Source organism: Motilibacter rhizosphaerae, from assembly GCF_004216915.1.
Classification (GTDB): domain Bacteria; phylum Actinomycetota; class Actinomycetes; order Motilibacterales; family Motilibacteraceae; genus Motilibacter; species Motilibacter rhizosphaerae.
On the sequence record NZ_SGXD01000001.1, the window covers coordinates 1,061,730 to 1,083,091 of the forward strand.

The 21,362-nt window shown below is 74.5% G+C and carries 21 protein-coding genes; 15 read left to right on the forward strand and 6 right to left on the reverse strand.

The window, feature by feature from the left end; translation table 11 throughout:
• Positions 1 to 74 precede the first annotated feature (74 nt).
• From EV189_RS04790 to EV189_RS20050, 4 genes are all read left to right on the forward strand, one after another.
• Positions 75 to 767: a response regulator transcription factor gene (locus EV189_RS04790; protein ID WP_130491750.1), complete on the forward strand. Its 693-nt coding sequence runs from the start codon at positions 75 to 77 to the stop codon at positions 765 to 767.
• Complete coding sequence (locus EV189_RS04795) at positions 764 to 2,236, forward strand: HAMP domain-containing sensor histidine kinase (RefSeq protein WP_130491751.1); 1,473 nt, start codon at positions 764 to 766, stop codon at positions 2,234 to 2,236. The genes EV189_RS04790 and EV189_RS04795 overlap by 4 nt, the downstream gene beginning before the upstream one ends.
• A gap of 54 nt (positions 2,237 to 2,290) precedes the next feature.
• On the forward strand, positions 2,291 to 2,536 hold the full coding sequence (locus tag EV189_RS04800; protein WP_130491752.1) for a DUF6458 family protein: 246 nt from the start codon (positions 2,291 to 2,293) through the stop codon (positions 2,534 to 2,536).
• Positions 2,537 to 2,616: 80 nt separating this feature from the next.
• On the forward strand, positions 2,617 to 2,781 hold the full coding sequence (locus EV189_RS20050; protein ID WP_165400131.1) for a hypothetical protein: 165 nt from the start codon (positions 2,617 to 2,619) through the stop codon (positions 2,779 to 2,781).
• Between the two features lie 58 nt (positions 2,782 to 2,839).
• Here the strand turns inward: EV189_RS20050 and EV189_RS04805 are convergent, their stop codons facing one another.
• Positions 2,840 to 3,625 carry an endonuclease/exonuclease/phosphatase family protein gene (locus tag EV189_RS04805; RefSeq protein ID WP_130491753.1) on the reverse strand — a complete coding sequence of 262 codons (786 nt, stop codon included), beginning with the start codon at positions 3,623 to 3,625 and terminating at the stop codon, positions 2,840 to 2,842.
• A gap of 135 nt (positions 3,626 to 3,760) precedes the next feature.
• Here EV189_RS04805 and EV189_RS04810 point away from each other — a divergent pair, with 135 nt between their 5' ends.
• Positions 3,761 to 4,804 (forward strand): alcohol dehydrogenase catalytic domain-containing protein, encoded by a 1,044-nt coding sequence (locus EV189_RS04810; RefSeq protein ID WP_130491754.1) that lies wholly within the window; start codon positions 3,761 to 3,763, stop codon positions 4,802 to 4,804.
• Between the two features lie 21 nt (positions 4,805 to 4,825).
• Here the strand turns inward: EV189_RS04810 and EV189_RS04815 are convergent, their stop codons facing one another.
• On the reverse strand, positions 4,826 to 5,602 hold the full coding sequence (locus EV189_RS04815; protein ID WP_130491755.1) for a glucosamine-6-phosphate deaminase: 777 nt from the start codon (positions 5,600 to 5,602) through the stop codon (positions 4,826 to 4,828).
• 177 nt (positions 5,603 to 5,779) lie between these two features.
• Here EV189_RS04815 and EV189_RS04820 point away from each other — a divergent pair, with 177 nt between their 5' ends.
• The 7 genes from EV189_RS04820 to EV189_RS04850 are packed head-to-tail and all read left to right on the forward strand — an operon-like array spanning position 5,780 to position 13,746.
• Positions 5,780 to 6,787: a Gfo/Idh/MocA family protein gene (locus EV189_RS04820; RefSeq protein WP_165400132.1), complete on the forward strand. Its 1,008-nt coding sequence runs from the start codon at positions 5,780 to 5,782 to the stop codon at positions 6,785 to 6,787.
• Complete coding sequence (locus EV189_RS04825) at positions 6,784 to 7,767, forward strand: Gfo/Idh/MocA family protein (RefSeq protein WP_130491757.1); 984 nt, start codon at positions 6,784 to 6,786, stop codon at positions 7,765 to 7,767. The genes EV189_RS04820 and EV189_RS04825 overlap by 4 nt, the downstream gene beginning before the upstream one ends.
• Positions 7,764 to 8,846, forward strand: a complete 1,083-nt coding sequence (locus EV189_RS04830) for an ABC transporter permease (protein ID WP_130491758.1) — start codon at positions 7,764 to 7,766, stop codon at positions 8,844 to 8,846. Before EV189_RS04825 ends, EV189_RS04830 begins: the two co-directional genes overlap by 4 nt.
• Positions 8,843 to 9,934 (forward strand): sugar ABC transporter substrate-binding protein, encoded by a 1,092-nt coding sequence (locus EV189_RS04835; RefSeq protein ID WP_130491759.1) that lies wholly within the window; start codon positions 8,843 to 8,845, stop codon positions 9,932 to 9,934. Before EV189_RS04830 ends, EV189_RS04835 begins: the two co-directional genes overlap by 4 nt.
• A 5-nt stretch (positions 9,935 to 9,939) precedes the next feature.
• Positions 9,940 to 11,472 (forward strand): sugar ABC transporter ATP-binding protein, encoded by a 1,533-nt coding sequence (locus EV189_RS04840; protein WP_130491760.1) that lies wholly within the window; start codon positions 9,940 to 9,942, stop codon positions 11,470 to 11,472.
• Positions 11,469 to 12,413, forward strand: a complete 945-nt coding sequence (locus EV189_RS04845; protein WP_130491761.1) for an ROK family protein — start codon at positions 11,469 to 11,471, stop codon at positions 12,411 to 12,413. The genes EV189_RS04840 and EV189_RS04845 overlap by 4 nt, the downstream gene beginning before the upstream one ends.
• 25 nt (positions 12,414 to 12,438) lie before the next feature.
• A complete protein-coding gene (locus EV189_RS04850; RefSeq protein WP_130491762.1) occupies positions 12,439 to 13,746 on the forward strand; it encodes a methyl-accepting chemotaxis protein in 1,308 nt (435 codons plus the stop codon).
• A gap of 7 nt (positions 13,747 to 13,753) precedes the next feature.
• Here the strand turns inward: EV189_RS04850 and EV189_RS04855 are convergent, their stop codons facing one another.
• Genes EV189_RS04855 through EV189_RS04865 form a run of 3 tightly spaced genes read right to left on the reverse strand, consistent with a single transcriptional unit; the run spans position 13,754 to position 16,013 of the window.
• Positions 13,754 to 15,025 carry an ROK family protein gene (locus EV189_RS04855; protein WP_165400133.1) on the reverse strand — a complete coding sequence of 424 codons (1,272 nt, stop codon included), beginning with the start codon at positions 15,023 to 15,025 and terminating at the stop codon, positions 13,754 to 13,756.
• A gap of 34 nt (positions 15,026 to 15,059) precedes the next feature.
• On the reverse strand, positions 15,060 to 15,485 hold the full coding sequence (locus EV189_RS04860; protein ID WP_165400134.1) for an SRPBCC family protein: 426 nt from the start codon (positions 15,483 to 15,485) through the stop codon (positions 15,060 to 15,062).
• A gap of 51 nt (positions 15,486 to 15,536) precedes the next feature.
• Positions 15,537 to 16,013 (reverse strand): MarR family winged helix-turn-helix transcriptional regulator, encoded by a 477-nt coding sequence (locus EV189_RS04865; RefSeq protein WP_165400135.1) that lies wholly within the window; start codon positions 16,011 to 16,013, stop codon positions 15,537 to 15,539.
• Between the two features lie 89 nt (positions 16,014 to 16,102).
• On the opposite strand from EV189_RS04865, the gene EV189_RS04870 reads away from it, so the two are divergent.
• From EV189_RS04870 to pabB, 3 genes are read left to right on the forward strand one after another with little or no spacing between them, the layout of a single operon-like run.
• Positions 16,103 to 17,296 (forward strand): PP2C family protein-serine/threonine phosphatase, encoded by a 1,194-nt coding sequence (locus tag EV189_RS04870; RefSeq protein WP_130491766.1) that lies wholly within the window; start codon positions 16,103 to 16,105, stop codon positions 17,294 to 17,296.
• A 60-nt stretch (positions 17,297 to 17,356) separates the two neighbouring features.
• Complete coding sequence (locus EV189_RS04875) at positions 17,357 to 17,713, forward strand: STAS domain-containing protein (protein ID WP_231116062.1); 357 nt, start codon at positions 17,357 to 17,359, stop codon at positions 17,711 to 17,713.
• Positions 17,714 to 17,735: 22 nt separating this feature from the next.
• The gene (pabB, locus tag EV189_RS04880; RefSeq protein ID WP_130491767.1) at positions 17,736 to 19,838 is read left to right on the forward strand and encodes an aminodeoxychorismate synthase component I; all 2,103 of its coding nucleotides are present in this window, start codon (positions 17,736 to 17,738) and stop codon (positions 19,836 to 19,838) included.
• Here the strand turns inward: pabB and EV189_RS04885 are convergent.
• Positions 19,835 to 21,313 carry a purine-cytosine permease family protein gene (locus EV189_RS04885; RefSeq protein WP_130491768.1) on the reverse strand — a complete coding sequence of 493 codons (1,479 nt, stop codon included), beginning with the start codon at positions 21,311 to 21,313 and terminating at the stop codon, positions 19,835 to 19,837. The genes pabB and EV189_RS04885 overlap by 4 nt on opposite strands.
• Positions 21,314 to 21,362: the final 49 nt, after the last annotated feature.

Consider the following 21,362-nt stretch of genomic DNA (forward strand, 5'->3'; position numbering starts at 1 on the left):
CGCCCGGGGAACTCACAGCCGGCTCACGGCTGGCGCACAGGGAGCGTCGTGGAAGCGCTGCCACCGTCAGTGGCATGCGCATCCTCGTGGTCGACGACGACGAGGCGGTCCGCGGGTCGCTGGCCCGTACGCTCCGCTTCGACGGGTACGACATCGACACCGCCACCGACGGGGTGGAGGCGCTCGCCGCCGTCCGTGGCGGAGAGCCCGACGGCGTGGTCCTCGACGTCCGGATGCCCCGGCTCGACGGCCTGGAGACGTGCCGGCAGCTGCGCGCGCAGGGACTCCAGGTGCCGGTGCTCATGCTCACCGCGCGCGACAGCGTCGGCGACCGGGTCGCGGGCCTCGACGCCGGCGCCGACGACTACCTCGTCAAGCCCTTCGCCCTGCAGGAGCTGCAGGCGCGGCTGCGCGCCCTGCTGCGCCGCTCCGGCATCACCGCCCAGGTCGAGCAGAGCAGCCTCGAGCTGGTCTTCGGCGACCTGCGCCTCGACGGCCGCACCCACGAGGTCTGGCGCGGGGACAGGCTGGTCCGGCTGACGCGCACGGAGTTCGCGATCCTCGAGGTGTTCCTGCGCCACCCGCGGCACGTGCTCTCGCGCACGGTGCTCTTCGAGCAGGTGTGGGGGTACGACTTCGGCGAGTCCTCGAACAGCCTGCACGTCTACGTCGGCTACCTGCGCCGGAAGCTCGAGCTCGGCGGGGAACCACGGCTGCTCCACACGGTGCGCGGCGTCGGGTTCGTGCTGCGCGAGGACCCGCTGTGACGAGGGGCGTCCGGGGCTGGTGGCGGCGGCGGCCGCTGCGGACGCGGCTGGCGCTGCTGACGGCGAGCGCCGTCGCGGTCGCGGTCCTCTCGCTCGCCGGGCTGGCGTGGGCCTTCGTCGGCGAGGCCCTGGACCACCAGGTGGAGTCGCAGCTGAGCGCCGAGGCGCGGGCGATCGCCGCGCAGCCGCAGGAGTGGGTGCCGCCCGCGGCCTTCCGCGGGCGCGGTCGAGGACCCGGCCGTCGTGCCACCGACTTCGGCAGCCGCTGGCAGATCCTGGCGCCGGACGGCACGGTCAGGGGGGCGTCGCCCGAGGGGCTGCCGGTGACGGCGTCGGCACGGCAGGTGGCCTCCGACGGCACCGGACGCGCGGAGCAGCACGTGACGATCGGCTCCGACGTCTACCTCGTCCTCACGGTGCCGGCCAGCGGCGGGGGCGCGGTCCAGGTCGCCATGGACGAGGGGCCGGTGGACCGGACGCGGACGACCCTCGGCCTGCTCCTCCTGGGCGCCAGCGTCGTGGGCATCGGCGGGAGCGCCCTGCTCGGCCGGGCCGTCGCGCGCGCCGGCCTGGTGCCGGTCCAGCGGCTCACCGAGGCGGTGGAGTCCTCCACGCAGACGATGGACCTGGCGCGGACGATGGACCTCTCGCAGCCGGTGGGCCTGCTCGGCGAGGACGAGGTGGGTCGGCTGGGCAGGGCGGTCAACACCCTGCTCGCGGCCGTGGACTCCTCGCGCCGTGACCAGCGCGCGCTCGTCGAGGATGCCGGCCACGAGCTCCGGACGCCGTTGACGAGCCTGCGCACGAACATCGAGCTCCTCCTGGAGATGGAGCGCAAGCCCGAGCTCGCGCACCGGCTGCCGCCCGAAGAACGCCTGCAGCTGCTGCAGGACCTCGACTCGCAGGTCTTGGAGCTCACGACGCTGACCGGTGAGCTGGTGGAGCTCGCCCGGGAGGAGGGTGCGCGCGAGGCGGTCGAGCGGGTCGACCTCGCCGACGTCGTCTCCGCGGCCGTCGCGCGGGTCCGGGCACGCGCCTCGGGCGTGACCGTACGCGCCAGCCTGCTGCCGGTCGTGGTCCTGGGGCGGCCGGCGGAGCTGGAGCGGATGGTGGTCAACGTCCTCGACAACGCCGTGAAGTGGAGCCCAGGGGGGGCGCGGGTCGACGTGGACCTGCTGCTGGAGGGCACGTCCTCGTGCACTCTGCAGGTCGCGGACACCGGGCCGGGGATCGACGAGGCCGACCGGCCGTACGTCTTCGACCGGTTCTACCGCGCGCCGGCGGCACGGGGCATGCCGGGCTCGGGGCTCGGCCTGGCGATCGTCGCGCAGACCGCGGCGCAGCACGGGGGGAGCGCGGCGGTCGGGCCGAACCACCCCTCGGGGACCGTGCTGAGCGTCCGGCTCCCGGTCGCGGCCCCTTCACCCTCAGCGCTCGAGCCGTCACTCGATTGGCCGGTGTACGGATGATCAGCGACGGGTATCCGTCGTCGTGCCTGCCAATGACGACATCGGAGGAACCTCATGGGCATCGGAGTCAGCGTCCTGCTGATCGCTGCGGGACTCATCATCGCGCTGGCCGTGCACGCGACGGTCAGCGGGCTCGACCTCCAGGTCGTCGGCTGGATCCTCGCTGCTGCGGGGGTCCTCGGGCTGGTGCTCGAGTTCGCGCTGTTCGCGCCGCGCCGCCGCTACGCGGCCCCGGTGGTCGAGCGCGACGTCGTCGACCCCGCGCCGCGGACGGTCGTCGAGGAGCGCCGCACCTACTAGTCCCACCTCCGTCGTCCCCCCCCCCGCGACGGAGCCGAACGGTCGCGCATGACAGGCGCGCCTCAACGAAAGGTCCCCCCATGGTCACCCTGCTCTACATCGTCGGCGTCATCCTCTTCATCCTCGGCATCATCGGGTTCTTCACCCACCTGGTGGGTTTCGGCATCGGCGCGATCATCGTGGGCGCCGTCATCATCCTCGTGTGCAAGTTCGTCGTGGGCCCGCGCGGAGGCGCAGCCATCTAGGACCTGCACGTCCAGCAGGGCCGTCCCCTCGGGGGCGGCCCTGCTGCCGTCTGCACGCTCAGATGTCCAGCACGAGCGCGCAGTGGTCGGACACGATCGGCTCGGCCACGACACGGAAGTCCTGCACCGCTGCGGGTTCGGACACGAGCAGGTAGCTCGCGTGGCGTACGGGCCTGGGGTAGTGCGCGGTCCGCGTGTCGGCCTCGCCCACGAGGTCGGTGAGCCCGACCTCCGCGAGGACGGCGAAGGTCTCGCTGCTGGGCAGGAGGTTCAGGTCGCCGCAGACGACGACGAGGTCGTCAGGGCGGCGGGCGTCCTGGACGAAGGCGGCGAGCCGCTCCGCCTGCGCACGGCGCTCCGGGGTGTCCTGCTTGCCCGCCGGGTCACGCAGGCCGTGCAGCTGCACGACGAGCAGCGGGCGCGGGGCGGCGACCCGTACGGCCAGGGCGGCGCGCGGACGCCCACCCGTCGGCCACTCGTCGTGGTCGAGGAGGTCCCCGTGCACGAAGCGCGACGCGGTCGACAGCAACGGCAGCCGCGCCGAGGTCCAGGTCCCGAGCCCGAACTCCTGCCGCCACCGCCGCCCCTCGGCGTCCCGGACCGGTCCCGAGTCGCAGGCGACGAACTCCGCGTGGTGCCCCGGCAGCAGCCGGCTCACGTCCTCGACGAGATCGGCGCGCTGGGGGAGGTGGTGCTCGCCGTCGGTGAAGGCCGTCCAGCCCGCGAGCCCCGGCGTCCGCGTCACCTCCTGCAGGCACACCACGTCCGCGCCGGTGGTCGGCAGCCAGGCGGCGAGCTGCTCCCACCGCGCACCGCCCCAGGCGTTCAGCGAGAGGATCCGCACCCGGCGCACGCTACCGGGGCCGCTGCCGGCAGGTCCGCGCCCGGCGCCGCTGGCTAGGGTGGGCAGCTCGCGCCGTCCAGCAGCAGGAGCCGTCGTGGCCGAGCACAGCAGCGCCGCCGACCAGCGGCTGGCGCCGTGAGGGCGCTCGTCTTCGAGGCGTACGCCGGGCCCCTCGAGGTCCACGACGTCTGGGACCCCGCTCCCGCCCCGGACGGGGTCGTCGTCCGCGTGGAGGCGACGGGGGTCTGCCGGAGCGACTGGCACGCCTGGCAGGGCCACGACCCCGACGTGCGACTCCCGCACGTGCCCGGCCACGAGCTCGCGGGCACCGTCGCGGCCGTGGGGCGCGACGTCCGCCGCTGGCGGGAGGGGGACCGCGTGACGGTCCCCTTCGTCTGCGCGTGCGGGCGGTGCGCCCTGTGCGCCGCCGGTGAGCACCAGGTGTGCCCGCACCAGACGCAGCCGGGCTTCACCCACTGGGGGTCGTTCGCCGAGCTCGTCGCCCTCGACGCGGCCGACGTCAACCTCGTGCGGCTGCCCGACGGGCTGCCGTCCGCGACCGCGGCGAGCCTCGGCTGCCGCTTCGCCACGGCGTACCGCGCGGTCGTGCAGGTCGGGCGCGTACGCCCCGGCGAGTGGGTCGCGGTGCACGGCTGTGGCGGCGTGGGGCTCTCCGCGGTGCAGGTCGCCGTCGCGGCCGGTGCCCGTGTCGTGGCCGTGGACGTGAGCCCGGGGGCGCTGGAGCTGGCCCGCAGCTTCGGAGCGGAGGTCGGCGTCGACGCGCGGGCCGTCGGGGCTGTCGGCGGCACCGCCGACGCCGTGGTCGAGGCGACGCGTGGGGGAGCGGCGGTCTCCCTCGACGCGCTGGGCTCGCCCGGCACCTGCGAGGCGTCGGTCCGCTCGCTGCGCCCGCGCGGCAGGCACGTGCAGGTGGGCCTGCTGCCGCCGGGCGCCGGGCGCGCCGTGGTGCCCATGGAGCGCGTCATCGCGCTCGAGCTCGAGGTGCTGGGCAGCCACGGGATGGCGGCCCACGCGTACGACGGGATGCTCGGCCTCGTCGCCGCGGGGCGGCTGCGCCCCGACCTCCTCGTCACCCGGGAGCTGGCCCTGGCGGACGCCGCGCAGGCGCTGCGGGACGTGGGCCGGCAGCCGGGGATCGCGGTCGTCACGGCGTTCTGAGGGCTACCCGTTCTCTGAGGGCTACCAGCCCCAGCCGCGGGGCTTCGCCAGGAGGGCTTGACGGTAGTCGTCGAGCCGGGTGAGCAGCCGCGCCGCCGCCTCGTCGAGGACGACGGTGACGTGCGGGTGCAGCTGCAGCACGCTGGCGGGGCACGAGGCAGTGACGGGTCCCTCGAGGGCGGCAGCGACCGCCGCCGCCTTGTGCGCGCCGGAGGCCACGAGGAGCAGGTGGCCGGCGGAGCTGATCGTCGCGAGCCCCTGCGTGATGACGTGCACGGGGACCTTCCCGAGGCTCGCGAAGAAGCGCGCGTTGTCGAGACGCGTCTGCAGCGTCAGCGTCTTGACCCTGGTGCGCGACCCCAGCGAGGAGCCCGGCTCGTTGAAGCCGATGTGGCCGTTGGTGCCGATGCCGAGGAGCTGCACATCGACACCTCCGACCGCGCCCAGCAGCGACTCGTACGCGGCGGCCGCTTCCCGCGGGTCGCGAGCCGTGCCGTCAGGTCCGTGCACCCGAGCGGGGTCGATGTCGATGGCGTCGGTGAGCTCCCGGCGGATGACCCGGGCGTAGGACTCGGGGTGACCGGGTGCGAGCCCGACGTACTCGTCGAGGAGGTACGCGTCCACCTCGGCGAAGGACAGCCCCTCCCGGTGCCGGCGCACCAGCTCGGCGTAGGTCGCGAGCGGCGAGGACCCGGTGGCGAGGCCGAGTCGCCGGCACCCGTGGCGCAGGGCCTCCTCGAGCACGTCCGCCGCGCTCCGGCCCACGCCCTGCTCGTCAGCGACGACAGCGATCTCCACCTGGCTCCTTCCGTAGAACGGTTGCGTTAGTGACGCTAGGGGCGGTTCCGCCAGGTGTCAACGCCGCAGGCGATGAAGCGGAAGAGGGCCTCCCCCCTGGAACCCTTGACAGTCTCTGGTCTCGTCCCTACCTTCCCTTTCATAAACCAACTGCGTTGCGGAACGAGGACGAACCACGTGAGACAGCTGCGAGTGAGCGTCGTCGGCGCCGGGGGGCTGGGCCAGCTGCACATGCGCAGCCTGCGCTCGATCCCGGGGGCGCGGCTGGTGCGCGTGCACGACCGGAGCCTCGCCCCCGAGGCCAAGGCCCTCGCCGTCGAGCTCGGCGCGGACGAGTGCGACCTGCACGGTGCGCTCGACCCTGGCGCGGTGGACGCCGTGGTGGTGGCGACCCCGACGGACACGCACGCACCCGTCGTCCTGGCCGCGCTCGACGCAGGGCTCTCGGTGTTCTGCGAGAAGCCGCTGGCGCGGACGGCTGCAGAGGCGGGCGAGCTCGCCCGACGCGCGGCTGCCCGGGGGAGCAAGGTCGCCGTCGGGCACGTCGTGCGCTACTTCCCGGAGTACGCCGCGGCCCGCCAGGCGCACCTCGACGGGATCCTCGGCCCCGTGGCCGCGGCTCGGCTCGCGCGGCTCAACGCGCCGCCCGCGTCCCACCACCGCTGGTACGCCGACTTCACCCGCAGCGGCGGCGCCCTGCTGGACATGGCGATCCACGACATCGACTGGTGCCTCTGGGCCTTCGGGCCGGTCGCCCGGGTGCACGCGAAGCGAGCGGGCTCCGGAGGGGGCGAGGTCGTCGCCATCACGCTGCGGCACGCCAGTGACGTCATCTCCTACATCGACGCCAGCTGGCGCAACGAGTCCTTCAGCACCAGCCTCGAGCTCGTGGGGAGCGAGGGCCTCCTCCGCACCAGCGGTTCTGCTGGCGCCGGCTTCGTGCTCGCGCTCCGCGACGGTGACGTCGCGGGCTACATGCCCGAGGCCGCCGAGGAGCTCGACGACCCCTTCCGGCTCGAGCTGGCCGCGGCGCTCGAGTGGTTCCGCGGAGGCCGACCGCCGCGGGCCACGGTCGAGGACGGGTACGCTGCACTGCTCACCGTCGAGGCGGCGGAGCGCAGCATCACGCTGGGGCGGCCCGTCGTGAGCGAGTCCGTCCCCACGGCGTACGCGGCGGCCCGATGACCACCGTCGGCCTGCTGGGCTGCGCCCACGTCCACGCCGCGACGTACGTCGCCGAGCTGCGCCGCCTCGCTCCGCGGGTGCGCGTCCTCGGCCTCCACGACGAGCAGCCCGAGCGGTCGCGGCGCTTCGCGGACGCCCACGGGCTGGAGGTGTTCGCCACTGCGGAGTCGCTGTGCGAGTCCGTCGACGCGGTCGTCATCACCGCCGAGCACGCGCGCTACGCGGGCCTCGCCCGCGTCGCCGCCGAGCGGGGGTGCCGGATCCTGTGCGAGAAGCCGCTGGGCGTGGACGCGGTCTCGAGCGACGAGCTGCGCGCGCTCGATGCCTGGGCCTCGGTCGCCTTCCCGGTCCGCTACGCCCCCGCCGTGCGCCAGGCACGACGCGCCTTCCGGAGCGGCAGCCTCGGCGGCCTGCTGGCGATGAGCGGCGTCAACCACGCTCCGGCGCCGGGCGGGTTCTTCGCCGACCCGCAGCTGTCCGGCGGAGGGGCGATCGTCGACCACGTCGTCCACCTCGCCGACGCACTCCGCTTCATCACCGGCTGCGAGTACGCCGACGTCTTCGCCGAGGCGGGCCGGCTGCACGCGGACTCCCGGGTCGAGGAGGTGGCCCAGGTCGTCGTGACGACGACCGACGGCGCCTGGGCGTCGATCGACCCGGGCTGGTCGCGGCCGCAGGGCATGGCCGGGGGAGTGGACTTCGAGATGCAGCTGTGGTTCGAGGGTGGCCGCGTGCTCGTCGACGCCTTCGCGCGCCACGCGGTGCTCACCTCACCCGGCGGGCGCGTGGCGCACCTGCCCTACGACCCGGGGATCGACGCCGCGATGCTCGCCGACTGGGTCGGCGCGATCGAGGACGGCGCCCCGCCCCCCGTGCCGCTGGAGGAGGGCTGGCGCGCGACCCGCGTCGCCCTCGGCGCCCTCGAGTCCGCCGCCACCGGCGACGTCGTCGACCTGCAGAGCAAGGAGATCCCCGCATGAGCGCCACCCCGTCGTCTCCTGCCGGCCTGTCGCGACTCCGGGTGGACCACCTCCGGCGCTACGGCCTGTGGGTCGTCTTCGCCGCGGTCACCCTGGCCCTCGCGGCGGCGTCGAGCACCTTCCGCCAGCCGATCAACCTGCAGAACATCCTGGAGCAGAACAGCATCCTCGGCATCGTCGCCTGCGGCATGGCCGTCATGATGATCTCCGGCGGCTTCGACCTCTCCGTCGGCGCCGTCGGCGTGAGCGCCTCCGTCCTCGCGGCCGTCGTCTCCTCCCGGTGGGGCGCCGGAGCGGCCATCGTCAGCGGCGTCCTCCTCGGCGCCGCCATCGGGCTGGTCAACGGCCTGCTCATCGCCCGCGTCCGCATCAACGCCTTCGTGGCGACGTTCGCCATGGCGAGCATCGTCTCCGGCCTGCTGTTCGTCGCTACTGGGGCGGAGTCGAAGCCCGCGGAGGTGCACGTGCTGGCGTCGGCCGCCTCCGACCGGGTCGCCGGCGTCCCCGTCGTGTTCCTCGTCTTCCTGCTGTGCCTGGCGCTGGTCTGGTACTTCATGACGCGGACGCGCTACGGCCACTACGTCTACAGCGTGGGCGGCAACGAGGAGGCGAGCCACCTCTCCGGAGTCCCCGTGCAGGCCGTGCGCATCCTCGCGTTCAGCCTTGGCGGGCTGTTCGCCTCGGTCGCGGGGCTGCTCCTCCTGGGCCAGACCTCGGTCGGGCAGCCGAGCGCCGCATCGAGCTGGCCGCTGCAGGCGATCGCCATCTGCGTCGTGGGCGGCATCGCCCTGACGGGAGGTACGGGCCGGATCCCCGACGTCCTCGCCGCCACGCTCTTCCTCGGCGTCATCGCCAACGGCCTCAACCAGCTGAACGTCTCGCCGTACTGGCAGCCCACGGTGACCGGCGTCGTCATCCTCGTCGCCGTCGTGCTCGAGCAGTACAACAAGCAGCTCCGCGGCTCCGTCCGGCGGACCGCGGCACCGCGTACCGCCTCAGCAGCAGGCGCTCCGCACCGCTCCACCTCGACCCCCGTCCCCACCACCTCCCTTCCCACCACTTCGCAGGAGCTCCGGTGATCCCCACGTCCTCCCACGCCCGCCTCGTCGGTCTCACGGCGTGCGCCGCCCTCGTCAGCAGCCTCGCCGCGTGCAGCGGTAGTACGGCGACGAGCACGGCAGCCAGCTCCGGTGCGCCGGTGGCCAGCGGGTCCAGCGCGCCCGCCGCCAGCGGCAGCAGCGCGGCGACAGCGCAGGCGGCGCAGGCAGCGAACCCGGACCTCCCCGCGGGGACCTGCAGCGGCAAGAAGATCGGACTGTCGAACATCTCGACGACGATCCCGTTCCTGGCCGCGATGGACGACGCGTTCAAGAAGGAGGCCGAGCGGCTGGGGATGAAGCCCACGGTGCTCAACGGGAACCTCGACAACGCCACCCTGGTCAACAACATCGGCACGCTCGCCGCGCAGCGCGTCGACGCGCTGCTCGTGACCTCCTCCAGCCCCACCGCGCCGGTGGGGGCCGTGAAGGCGGCGCAGAAGTCCGGGATCCCGGTGCTGGCGCTCAACGCTCCCCTGGACCCCGCGGCAGGGGCGGTGACCTACGTCGGGGCCTCGGACTACGAGTACGGCGTCTCGCTCGGGCAGCTGCTCCTCAAGGCCCTGCCGCAGGGCGGGAAGATCGCCGTCATCCTCGGCCCGCTGGGTGGGACGCCGCAGGTGCAGCGGCTCAAGGGCCTCCAGGACGTCATCAAGGACAAGCCGCAGTACGCGATCATCGCCAAGCCGGTAGACGAGTTCGACAACAGCAAGAACCTCGCGGTGACGCAGGACCTGCTGTCGAAGTACCCCAAGGGCAAGCTCGACGCCGTCATCGCGCAGGGGCCGCAGATGTACGTCGGGGCGAACTACGCGCGCCAGCACGGCCGGGACGACATCACCTTCATCGCAGGCGACTACTCGAAGCAGGTCGAGGACGCGATCCGCAGCGGTGCGCTCTACGGGACGGTGAACCAGAGCCCGCGGCTCGAGGGGACGATCGGCGCGGCGTACGCCTGCGCCTGGATCTCCGGCCACAAGGACCAGGTCGTGGCCCCTGAGGCGAACATCGCGCTCCCCGTCGTGACGAAGGCCGACGTCGACGCCGACCCGTCCGAGTGGAGCGGCTGAGCGGCATGACGAGCGACGTCCGGCTCGAGGTCGAGCACCTCACCAAGCAGTTCGGCAGCACCGTCGTCCTGGACGACGTCAGCCTCGCCGTCCGCCGCGGCCAGATCCACGGGCTCATCGGGCAGAACGGCGCCGGCAAGTCCACGCTCGTCAAGGTCCTCGCCGGCATCCACGCGGATCACGGGGGCCGGGTCCTCGTCGACGGTGCACCGGTCGCGCTGCGGACGCCCAGGGAGTCGCGCCGCGAGGGCATCGCCGTCATCCACCAGGAGTTCAGCCTGGTGCCGAGCATGTCCGTCGCCGAGAACCTCGTGCTGGGGCAGGAGGCGGGCCGCGTCGCGTACAGCGCGGGAGCGACCCGCCGTGCGGCGGAGGACGTGGTGGCGGCTGCGGGGATCGACGTGGGGGTGCCACTGGCGACCCCGGTGCGCGAGCTCGGGCCCGCCCTGATGCAGCGGATCGAGATCGCGAAGGCGCTCGGCCAGCGCGCGAGCGTGCTCGTCATGGACGAGCCCACCGCGCGGCTGTCCGAGCGGGAGCGGGAGTGGCTCTTCACGACCATGCGCCGCCTCTCCGACGAGGGCGTGGGGATCGTGTTCATCTCGCACTTCCTCGAGGAGGTGCGGCAGGTCACCGACTGGCTGAGCGTGCTGCGCGGAGGCGTGGTGGTGCGCTCGGCCCCCACCGCCGGCCTCCCGGTGGGAGAGATGGCCGAGCTCATGCTCGGGGAGGAGCTGCGCAGCACCCTCGGGGCGCACGCGTCCCGCGCGGACGACGGGCACCGCGTGGTGCTGGAGGCCGCGCGAGCCCGCGTCGGCAGCAGGCTGCGCGGCGTGGACTGCCAGCTGCGCCAGGGCGAGATCCTCGGCGTGGCAGGGCTCGTCGGCTCCGGCCGGACGCGGCTGGCGCGGCTGCTCACCGGCGTGGACGCTGCGGACGAGGGCGTGGTGACCCTGCGCGGCGCCCGCCTGGCGGGCGGTGGTCCGCGCGGCGCGGTCGGGCAGGGCGTGGCCCTCGTGCCCGAGGACCGCAAGCACCAGGGGCTCAGCCTGCGCAGTCCCGTCGGCGACAACCTCGTGCTCATGGCCCTGCAGCGACGGCTCGGCGGCCCGCTCGCCGTCCCCCGCTCCCGGGTCGACGGGCTGGCCCGGCAGCTCGTCGAGGAGCTCGAGGTGCACCCGGCGCGTACGGACCTGCCGGCTGGCGCGCTCAGCGGCGGCAACCAGCAGAAGGTGCTGCTGGGCAAGGCACTCGCCTCGCGTCCCGACGTCCTCGTCGTCGACCAGCCGACCGCCGGCGTCGACGTCGGGACGAAGGCGCAGATCCACCGGCTGCTGCACGCCGAGGCCGAGGCCGGGGCGGCCCTCGCGGTCGTGACCGACGACCTCGAGGAGCTCTACGCCCTGGCCGACCGCCTCCTCGTCATGCACCGGGGCACGGTGCTCTGGCGCGGGCTCCCCGCGCAGCTGCCGCGCGACGAGCTGCTGACGATGATGGCGACCGGCGTGGTCCCGTCCCACCTCGCCGGGGCCGCGTGACCGCGGCGCCGGCCGGGTCGGTGGTCGCCCTCGACGTTGGGGGGACCTCGATCAAGGGGGCGCGGTTCTCCGCCCGGGGCGCGAGCCTGCAGCGGGCGGTGGTCCCGAGCGGGACCGGCGGGGCGGCGCTCGACGCGGCACTGGAGCTCGTCCGCCACCTGGCCGCCCCGGACACCCGGGCGGTCGGGCTCGCCGCCCCCGGTCTCGTCGATGCCGCGTCGGGGACGGTGCGCTACGCGGCGAACCTCGGCTGGCGCGACGTCCCCCTCGCCGGGCTCGTCGAGGAGCGGTGCGGGCTGCCGGCCAGCGTGCAGCAGGACGTCAGCGCAGCCGGTCGGGCCGAGGCCGCCGCGCGGGGGAGCGCGGACGACGAGGTGCTCCTGCTCGTCATGCTCGGGACGGGGGTCGGGGCCTCCGTGGTCGTCGGTGGCCGTCCGCTGCCGGGTGCGGCGGGGATGGCCGCCGAGCTCGGCCACCTGCAGGCCCGCCCCGACGGCGAGCAGTGCACGTGCGGCCAGCGCGGGTGCGTCGAGGTCTACGCCTCCGCCTCCGCGGTCACCCGGCGCTACGCCTCGGCCGTCGGCCGTCCCGTGGCGAGCGCCGAGGAGGTCGTGGCGCGGCTGGCGTGCGAGCCCGCTGCGCGGCACGTCTGGAACGAGGCGTGCGAGGTGCTGGGGGGAGCGCTGGCATCCGCGACGCTGCTGCTCGACCCGGCCGTCGTCGTGCTCGGCGGCGGCCTCGCCCGCGCCGGCGAGCGCCTGCTGACCCCCGTACGCGCCGCGACCGCCGCCCGCCTCGCCTGGCGCCGGCCCCCACCGGTGGTGCCCAGCGCGATCGGTGACGACGTCGGCGTGGTCGGTGCCGCCCTCGGGGCGTGGGACCGCACGGGGTGGGGCGTCCCCGACGCCTGGCGGGGCGCAGCCCGTACCCATCCGTCATGACACCCCGATGCCGCTGGAGGTCCCCATGCCCCGCCGCCGCCTGCTCCCGCTCGCCCCGCCCGAGGGGGCCGCACCACCCGAGGGCACCCTGCCGCTGGTCGCGCAGCACGTCGTCGCGCTCGAGGCCGAGTGGCGCGAGGTGCTGGCCGTCGGGACGGAGATGCTGCAGGAGTCCGAGACGAGCGTGACGGGCGCGATCGCCGCGGCCTCGTCCGCCGACGACCTCGCGGCCAGCGTCGAGCTGGTGGCAGCCGCCATCGCGGAGATGTCGGCGACGGTCGCGGAGATCGAGCGCAACGCGGAGGGCGCGGCGGGAGTGACGGCCACCGGGGCGGCGCTCGTGCAGCAGGCCGACGGGCGCATCAAGCGGCTGCAGGAGGGGACTGCGGCGATCGAGCAGGCGGCGTCCCTCATCGGTGCCGTCGCACGACGCACGCACATCCTCGCGCTCAACGCCACCATCGAGGCGGGGCGCGACTTGGCGTCCAGCCGTACCTTCACGACCGTCGCCAACGAGGTGAAGGACCTCGCGGGGCAGACCGCCTCCGCGACGCGGCAGGTCGCGGACACCATCGCGAGCATCAAGCAGGCAGCCGACGAGGTCGTGGACCTGCTGACGAGGGTGACGACGGTGCTGGGCGACGTGGACGAGCACCAGCGGGTGATCCGCGGGACCGTGCGCCAGCAGGTGCTGGCGACCGAGGAGATCCATCGCAGCAGCGGGATCGTCGCCACCTCGGCGCGCGAGCTCACCGCCACGGTCACGGACCTCACGGACGTGCTGCGGCACAACGCGTACGCCGGCGCCCGCGCCAAGATCGCCGCCGCTCACCTCGCCTTCCTGCAGGGAGAGGCCGCCCGCCTGCTCCCGCAGCCGGTCGCCCCGGGAGGTGCGGTCTCCGTGGTCCCGGCGGGCGGTGTGGTGGAGAGCGGTGGTGTCGTCCGCGTGCAGAACTTCGTGCGCGGCAGCAGGTCCTTCGAGTTCGACTACAAGGGCACCTGGATCCACGCCTTCGGCAACGTCGAAGCCGACGGCGCCGACTCCTTCAGCAGCATCCCCGGTGACACCGCGCGGTTCCGCTTCACCGGCCGACGGATCCGGCTCTTCGGCGTGCGCGCGCAGAACCACGGCCGGCTGTCGGTGGGCGTCGACGGGGGCCCCGCCGTGGTCGTCGACGAGTACGCCGAGCGCCGCATCCCCGCCTCGCTCCTCTGGGAGTCGCCGCTGCTCGAGCCGGGCGAGCACCGGATGCTGCTCACCGTGCTCGGCGAGAGCTCCCCCGCGTCGAGCTACTGCTGGGTGACGGTCGACCACGTGGAGGTCGTGCGGTAGGAGCGCCTCACGAGGAGAACAGCGCCAGCGGCTCCGAGCCGAGGACCTCCTCCACGGCGGTGAGGGCGAAGCGGGTGGCGCCGCGGAGCACGGCGTCGTCGCCGAGCGAGGACACGGCCCACTCCGGCGGGTCCACGAGCAGGGCGCGCGACTCCTCGACCGCCGCGCCGATGACGTGCTCCCGCGCGAAGGCGCTGTCCTCGTGGCCGAACAGGCTGCTGCCCAGCACTACCATCGCCGGGTCGAGCGCGAGCAGCGTCGGCGCGAGCGCGTGGGCCAACCGCGTACCGACCGAGCGGAGGGTGGTGCGCGCCTCGCGGTCCCCGCGCGCGGCTGCCTCCACCACGTCGGCGGCGCTGTAGAAGTTGGACGGGTCCACGCCCGGGCGCGCCTTGCGGCCTTCGCCGATCGTGCGTGCCGTCAGCCGGCTGCCGTCGGGGTAGACCATGAAGCCGATCTCCCCGGCGGCGCCGTGGTGGCCGTGCAGCGGGCGCCCGCCGGCGATGATGCCGGCCCCCACGCGCTCGCCGAGCAGGACGAACATGAGGTCGTCGACACCCTGGCCCACGCCGCGCCACTGCTCGCCCACGGCAGCGAGGTTCGCGTCGTTGTCCAGGGCCACGGGGCAGCCGAGCTCGTCCTCGAGCATCCCCGCCACGTCGACCTCCGCCCAGTCGCGCAGGTTGTCGACGTAGCGCACCCGCCGGTCGTCCTGCACCCACCCCGGTGTGCCGAGCGCCGCGGCCAGGACGGGCCGCTCCTCCGGCGCGCCAGCGAGCGCGCGGCGGACGACGTCGACCGTCGCCGCGGCCCGCACCTTGCCCCGCAGGTCGCGCCGGACCCGCTTGCGCTGCACCGAGACGAGCTCCCCGTCGAGGTCGGCGACGCAGGCACCGACGGAGCCGGCGCGCACGTCCACGCCGACGACGTACGCGGCGGCGGGCGCGAAGACGAAGCGGCGGGCGGGTCGCCCGACCGAGCTCAGCGGGGGCAGCTCGGCGAGCAGCCCCACGGCCTTGAGGTCGTCGACGAGGACCTCGATCGTCGGGCGGGACAGCGCGGTCTGCTCGGCGAGCGCGGCCACGCGCGACGGCTCACCCGCCGCACGGACCGCACCGAGGACCGCGGCGGCGTTGCGGCCGCGCAGGTCCGCGACGGCGACGGCGCTCGTCCGGCGGGCCGCGGAGGACGCGCCGCGGCTCCCGTTGCCCAGCGGCCAGCGCCACTGCGCCGGCAGCCGGAGCGGAGCCGCACTGCCCGCACCGGCGTCCTCGACCACAGGCGTCACCGTAGCCGATAGGGAAGCCACCTGCTTAAGTCGTCGTACGCCCCTCGACCAGCGCGACGAGCCGGAGCAGGTCGCCCTCGAGCGCCTCGGCCAGCCCCTCGAACTCCGCGGCGCGCGCCGGCGCCTCCGGACCGGTGATGACCGCGTGCAGCGTGACCTCGCTGCCGCCGTCCACCGGGAGGGCCTCGTGCCGGACCCGGAGGTGGGCCCCGTCGAGCACCAGGCTGTCCTCGAAGGTGGTCCCCGGCACGAGGTCCGTGATGACGAAGACCTGCTCGTCGCGGCCGCGGGCCCGGCACACCCCGCGGACGCCCTTCGCGATCGGGGCCTCGAGCCGCAGGTACTCCATGCCGGGCGCCCAGTCGGGGTGGGTCTCCACGTCGGCCCACCGCGCGTACAACTGCTCGGGGCGGGCGGTGGAGCGCACGGACAGGCGGGCGATCTCGATCACGGCGCGCAGGCTAGCGGCCGGCTGCCCCCTCCATGGCAGACTGCGCGGGTGTCAGCCCTCCTGCGCGGCGCGCGAGCCCTCGGGACGAGGGGCGCCCAGCGCCGCGTCCAGAGCGCCCAGCCCCTGGCGCAGCGCCCGTCGCTCGGCTGGAGTCATCTGCGCGAGTGCGGCCACGAGGGTCCGGCGCCGGCGCGCCGCGTGCTCGTCGAGCAGGCGCCGGCCGTCAGGGGTGAGCTCGAGGAGCACCACGCGCGGGCGCGCCGCGTCCGCCGCCCGGACCACGTAGCCCGCGGACACGAGGCGGTCGGTGAGCCGGCTCGCCGACGACACCATGGCGTCGAGCTCCTCGGCCAGCTCGGTCATCGTCACGCGCCCCTGGCGCTGCACGACGAGCAGGGCGCGCATCTGGGACGGCGAGACCCGCTGGTCGCTGGTGTCGTACTGGCGCAGCCAGAGCACGGCCAGCGACTCCCCGGCGCGGTGGATCTCCTCCGCCAGGAGCTCCGGCTCTTCGGGCTGCGGGGGCACGACCATCCTCGGGACTGTCTCACGCTCTGCCACCCGCCCATGCCTGGACGAGTTCGTCGAAGCGGGGTCTACCCACGGAGGAGGCGTCCATGACAGACGAGGACGCCCTCGTCGCACGGGTCGTCGCGGCCATGGCCGCGGCCCGGGCGCCGGGAGTGGTGGACGCGCTCGTCGAGGCGCTGCGCACCCACGCGCCGGACGCCGACGTCGTGCTCTGGCTGGGGGACTACGGGCAGGGGCTGCTGCGCTCGTTCCCGGACGGCACGCACGAGCTGCCCGTCGAGGGCTCGGTCGAGGGGCGGGTCTTCGCCAGCGGACGCGCGCACGCTGAGGGTGACCGCCTGTGGGCGCCGGTGGTCAGCCGCGGCGACCGGCTGGGCGTCCTCGCGCTGCGCACGGCGTCGCCCGGCGGCCCCAGCCTGCGCCAGCTGGCCGAGGTCGCTGAGCACCTGGCGACCGCGCTGCTGCTCGCGAGCCAGGCGACCGACGTCTACGACCGCCCGCGCCGGCGCACCGAGCTGACGCTCGCCGCGGAGCTGCAGTGGTCGCTGCTGCCCGGGCGCTCCTACCGCGACGACGAGGTGACGGTCGCGGGCTACCTCGAGCCGGCGTACGCGGTCTCGGGCGACGCGTACGACTGGGTGCGTCAGCCCGGCACGTTCGCGGTGTCGGCCTACAACGGCACGGGCCGCGGTGTCCCCGCCTCGCTCGTCAGCACCATCGCGGTCACGGCCGTGCGCAACGCCCGGCGGGCGGGGCTCCCGCTGCCGGACCGGGCGGCGCTGGCGGACCAGGCGCTCTACGCCCACTACGGCGGCCAGCACTACGTCTCCGCCCTGCTCGTCGAGCTCGACCTCGCGGCAGGCACGGCGTCGGTCGTCGACGCCGGATCACCGCGGCTGCTGCGCGTCCGAGATGGCGCGGCGACCTGGCTGGAGCTCGACGAGCAGCTCCCGCTGGGGATGTTCGAGGAGTCCATCTACCGCCCGCAGCCGGTCGACGTGCGGCCGGGCGACCGGCTCTTCATCGTCAGCGACGGCGCCCTCGACGCCCTGGACGGGCCCGGGTCCAGCTCCTTCGGTCGGGCGGGCATGGAGTCGGCCGCCCGCGGCACCCGCCTGCTCGCGGCTCCGGAGGCGGTCCGCCACGTCGCGCGCGACCTCGAGCGCCACCGCGGTGGCCGTGAGCTCGAGGACGACGCGGTCGTCCTCTGCGTCGATTGGCACGCCGCCGGCGCGTCCACGCCCGCGCCCCAGGATCCCGAGTTGTCGTCCGACAACTGAGCCGCTTACGCTGTCGGAGCGGCAGGCGTGCGCCCGCCGTCCCCCACCCTGGAGCAGCGCTTGTCCGGCATCCCGTCCGAAGCCGCCCCCCTCACCACCACGACCAGCACCGTCGCGGGCTGGCCGGTCCTCTCGGTCAGCGGCGAGATCGACGCGCTGACGGCGCCTGCGCTCCGCGAGCGCCTCCTGGAGGCCCTGCGCGAGGAGGGCTCCCGCGTGGTGCTCGACCTCAGCGCGGTCTCCTTCCTCGACTCGACGGCGCTCGGCGTCCTCGTGGCCGCGCACAAGCGGGCCAGCACGACCGGCGGGCAGTTCCGCCTCGTGGTCGCCACGCCGCTCACCACCCGGCTGCTCAAGCTGACCGGGCTCGACCAGGTCTTCGCGGTCCACCCCGACCTGGAGTCGGCCGTCCGGTAGTCGCCTGCGGGAGGATCGGGCGGTGAGCGAGCCGACCCGTCCTGCCGCCGGGCGTCGCACGCTGGTCGTGGACAACCACGACTCCTTCACCTGGAACCTCGTCCACCTGCTGGCCGGGGTGACCGGTCGGGAGCCCGTGGTCGTCGCCAACGACGACCCGTCCTGGGACCCCGCCCTGGCGCGGGGCTTCGACGCGGTCGTCCTGTCGCCCGGCCCCGGCCGCCCCCAACGGGCGAGCGACGTCGGCCACTGCCGCGCCGTCCTCGCGCAGCCCGAGGTGCCCGTGCTCGGGGTCTGCCTCGGGCACCAGGCCATCGCGTACGCCCACGGCGCCACGGTCGCCCTCGCTCCCGAGCCGCGGCACGGCCGGCTCTCCCGGGTCAGCTCGCCGGGCACAGGGCTCTTCGCGGGGGTCCCCGACGGCTTCACGGTCACGCGCTACCACTCGCTCGCGGTGACCGACCTGCCCCCGGAGCTCGAGCCGCTGGCCTGGAGCGAGGACGGCGTCCTCATGGCGCTGCAGCACGTCTCGCTCCCGCGCTGGGGCGTGCAGTTCCACCCCGAGAGCGTGTGCTCGGAGCACGGCGCCCTGCTGCTCGAGAACGTCCTGCAGCTGGTGCCTCCGCTGCCCGCGCCGCGCGTCGAGCTGCGCGCTCCCGCCGACACCCCCGCCCGGGTACGCCGCCTGCGCGTCCACGCCCGTCGCGTGGACGTGGCGTGCAGCGCCGAGGTGGTGTTCGACGCGCTCTTCCGCGGGGAGCCGGGCGCGTTCTGGCTGGACAGCCGCGACCCGGACCTCCCGGACGGTCCGCCCGGCCGGGCGGCGGTGGTGGGCGCCCCGTCCGGCCCGCTCGGCAGGGTCGCCACCGTCGACGTCCACGCGGGCACGGTCACCGTGGACGGCCGGGTGCTCGCTCAGCCGGACCCCCTCGCGTGGCTGGAGGCGGACCTCGCCGGGCTCGACGTCGAGCTCCCCGCCCTGCCGTCCGACTTCGCCCTCGGGTGGGTCGGCTACCTGGGCTACGGCCTGGGCTCGGACGCCCTCCGCAGCCGGCACCGCCCGGCCCTCCCCGATGCCGTGCTCGTCTTCGCCGACCGGGCCGTCGTGCTCGAGGGGCGTACGCCGTGGCTGCTCGCGCTCTCCGACGACCAGACCGTCGACGAGGCCGAGGAGTGGCTGCAGGCGACCGAGTCCGTAGTCCGCGGTCTGGCCGGCCGGGCCGTGCCCGAGCCGCGGCGACCGGTCGTGCGCGGGCCGGGGGGACGGCCCGCCCGGCACGCGCTGCGGCACGGGCGGGCGGCGTACGTCGCGCTCGTCGAGCGCTGCCAGCAGGAGATCCGGGCGGGGGAGACCTACGAGGCGTGCCTGACCAACGAGCTCGTCAGCGACGCGCAGCTGGACCCGTGGGAGGGCTACCGGTGGCTGCGCCGGTCCAACCCGTCGCCCGCCGGCGCGTACCTCACGGCCGGTGGCGTCGCCGTCCTCAGCGCGTCGCCCGAGCGCTTCCTCCGCATCGACCGGACCGGGCGCGTCGAGTCCCGCCCGGTGAAGGGGACGCGTCCGCGGGGAGCGGACCCGGAGGCGGACGCGGCGCTCGCCCGCGGCCTCGCGACGGCGGAGAAGGACCGCGCCGAGAACCTCATGGTCGTCGACCTCGTCCGCCACGACCTCGGCCGCACCGCCGGGCTGGGGAGCGTCCGCGCCGACGACCTGTTCCGCGTCGAGACCTGGCCGATGGCCCACCAGCTCGTCAGCACCGTCACCGCACAGCTTCGCGACGGGGTCCACCCGGTCGCCTGCGTGCGCGCGGCCTTCCCCGGCGGGTCCATGACGGGGGCGCCGAAGGAGCGCACGATGGCCCTGCTCGACGAGCTCGAGCAGGGCCCGCGCGGGGTCTACGCCGGTGCCGTCGGCTCGTTCTCGCTGTCCGGCGCGGTCGACCTCAGCATCGTCATCCGCACGGTCGTGGTCGCGGGAGGCACCACGACGTACGGCGTGGGCGGTGCCGTCGTCGCGCTCTCGGACCCCGCGGCGGAGTGGGAGGAGACCCTCGTCAAGCTGCGCCCCGCGCTGGACCTGCTCGGCGCGACCCTCGACGACGTCGAGGGGACGCGCCCCGGCTAGCCCCGCGTCTCGTGGTGGAGCGCCCCCTCCTCGAGCTGCACGGCCTCGGCCTCCGCGACGCGGCGCTCCGAGTCGACGTCGATGCTGCGGCTCAGCACCCAGTAGAGGATCCCGGCCACGGGCAGCCCGACGAACAGCGAGATGTCCGCACCGTCGAGCTGGTGGGCCACCCAGCCGGTGTAGTGGGTGGTGCTGAAGAACGGCGTCATGGCGACGAAGCCGGCGAGGTACGCGCCGATGCCCCGCCAGCCCCAGCGCCCGTAGATGCCGTTGGGGTTGAAGATCTCGGCGACGGCGTAGTGGCCGCGGCGCACGACGTAGTAGTCGACGAGGTTGACCGCGGTCCACGGGATGAACAGGTAGAGCACCAGCAGCAGGAAGAAGTTGAAGTAGTCCTGGAACTTGTTGCTGTTGAGCAGGGCGAGCGCGGGCACCAGCGACAGGGCCGCGGTGAAGAGCACCATGACGACGCGGATGCGCAGGGTCGGCCGCACCGGCTTCAGCGAGTCCGTCGCCGAGATCAGCGTGAGCGAGCCGCCGTACATGTTGAGCGCGGTGACCGCGATCAGCCCGAGCGTGGAGAAGAGGACGACCAGCAGGCCGTAGCCGCCGAAGAAGTGGTTGCCGCTGTGGTGGAGCGACTCGATGGTGTCGAACGCGTCGTGCGACTCGCCCCACCACGTCGCCAGCGCCGCCCCGAGGCACATGATCCAGATCGCGCCGAGCGCCGAGCCGCCGTAGGTCCAGTAGAAGGTCTTGCGCACGGTGACGTCCGGCGGCAGGTAGCGCGAGTAGTCCGAGACGTAGATGGCCCAGCTGATCTGGTAGCCCGCGACCACGCCGAACTGCGCAAGGAACGGCGTCACCTTGAACGCGCCCAGGTCGAAGGAGCCGGCCGGGTAGTGCAGCGTGAGGACGACCACCGTGAGGATGCCGAAGAACAGCAGGAACCCGAATGCGAGGTAGCGCTCCGTGCGGTGGATGAGGTCGTAGCCGACGAGGGCGACGAGGACGGCGACCACGCTCGCGACGACGATCCAGAGCCGGGTGGGCCCGTGCACCGTCGCGTGCAGCCCCTGGCCGGCGAGGATGGTGTTGAAGATGTTGAACCCGGCGTACTGCAGGTAGGCGAACGCCCACACCAGCAGCGCGCCGACGTAGCCGAACTGCGGGCGGGACTGGATCATCTGCGGCAGCCCGAGCTGCGGGCCCTGCGCCGAGTGGAACGCCATGAACAGCGTGCCGACGAGCGACCCGGCGATGACCGCGATCAGCGACCAGAGCAGGTTGCCGCCGAGCTCGGTCGAGACCACCCCCACGACGAGGGTCGCGATCTGCGCGTTGCTCATGAACCACAGCGGGCCCTGGCTCCAGACCTCGCCGTGGCGCTCCGAGAGCGGCACGTAGTCGATGGAGCGGACCTCGAGCCCCGTGGTGCGGGCGGACCCCCCGCGGGGGTCGGTCTGGACGGCCATGCTGCCTCCCGGGAGAGTGGCTCGGCCCGCAGGGCCGTGTGCGCACCGT

What these genes read in the sequence shown, in the direction of transcription:
- EV189_RS04800 (WP_130491752.1), top strand. Translation starts at nt 2,291, where the DNA reads ATGGGCATCGGAGTCAGCGTCCTGCTGATCGCTGCGGGACTCATCATC.
- EV189_RS04885 (WP_130491768.1), bottom strand. Translation starts at nt 21,313, where the DNA reads ATGGCCGTCCAGACCGACCCCCGCGGGGGGTCCGCCCGCACCACGGGG.
- EV189_RS04870 (WP_130491766.1), top strand. Translation starts at nt 16,103, where the DNA reads ATGACAGACGAGGACGCCCTCGTCGCACGGGTCGTCGCGGCCATGGCC.
- EV189_RS04790 (WP_130491750.1), top strand. Translation starts at nt 75, where the DNA reads ATGCGCATCCTCGTGGTCGACGACGACGAGGCGGTCCGCGGGTCGCTG.
- EV189_RS04850 (WP_130491762.1), top strand. Translation starts at nt 12,439, where the DNA reads ATGCCCCGCCGCCGCCTGCTCCCGCTCGCCCCGCCCGAGGGGGCCGCA.
- EV189_RS04825 (WP_130491757.1), top strand. Translation starts at nt 6,784, where the DNA reads ATGACCACCGTCGGCCTGCTGGGCTGCGCCCACGTCCACGCCGCGACG.
- EV189_RS04840 (WP_130491760.1), top strand. Translation starts at nt 9,940, where the DNA reads ATGACGAGCGACGTCCGGCTCGAGGTCGAGCACCTCACCAAGCAGTTC.
- EV189_RS04830 (WP_130491758.1), top strand. Translation starts at nt 7,764, where the DNA reads ATGAGCGCCACCCCGTCGTCTCCTGCCGGCCTGTCGCGACTCCGGGTG.
- EV189_RS20050 (WP_165400131.1), top strand. Translation starts at nt 2,617, where the DNA reads ATGGTCACCCTGCTCTACATCGTCGGCGTCATCCTCTTCATCCTCGGC.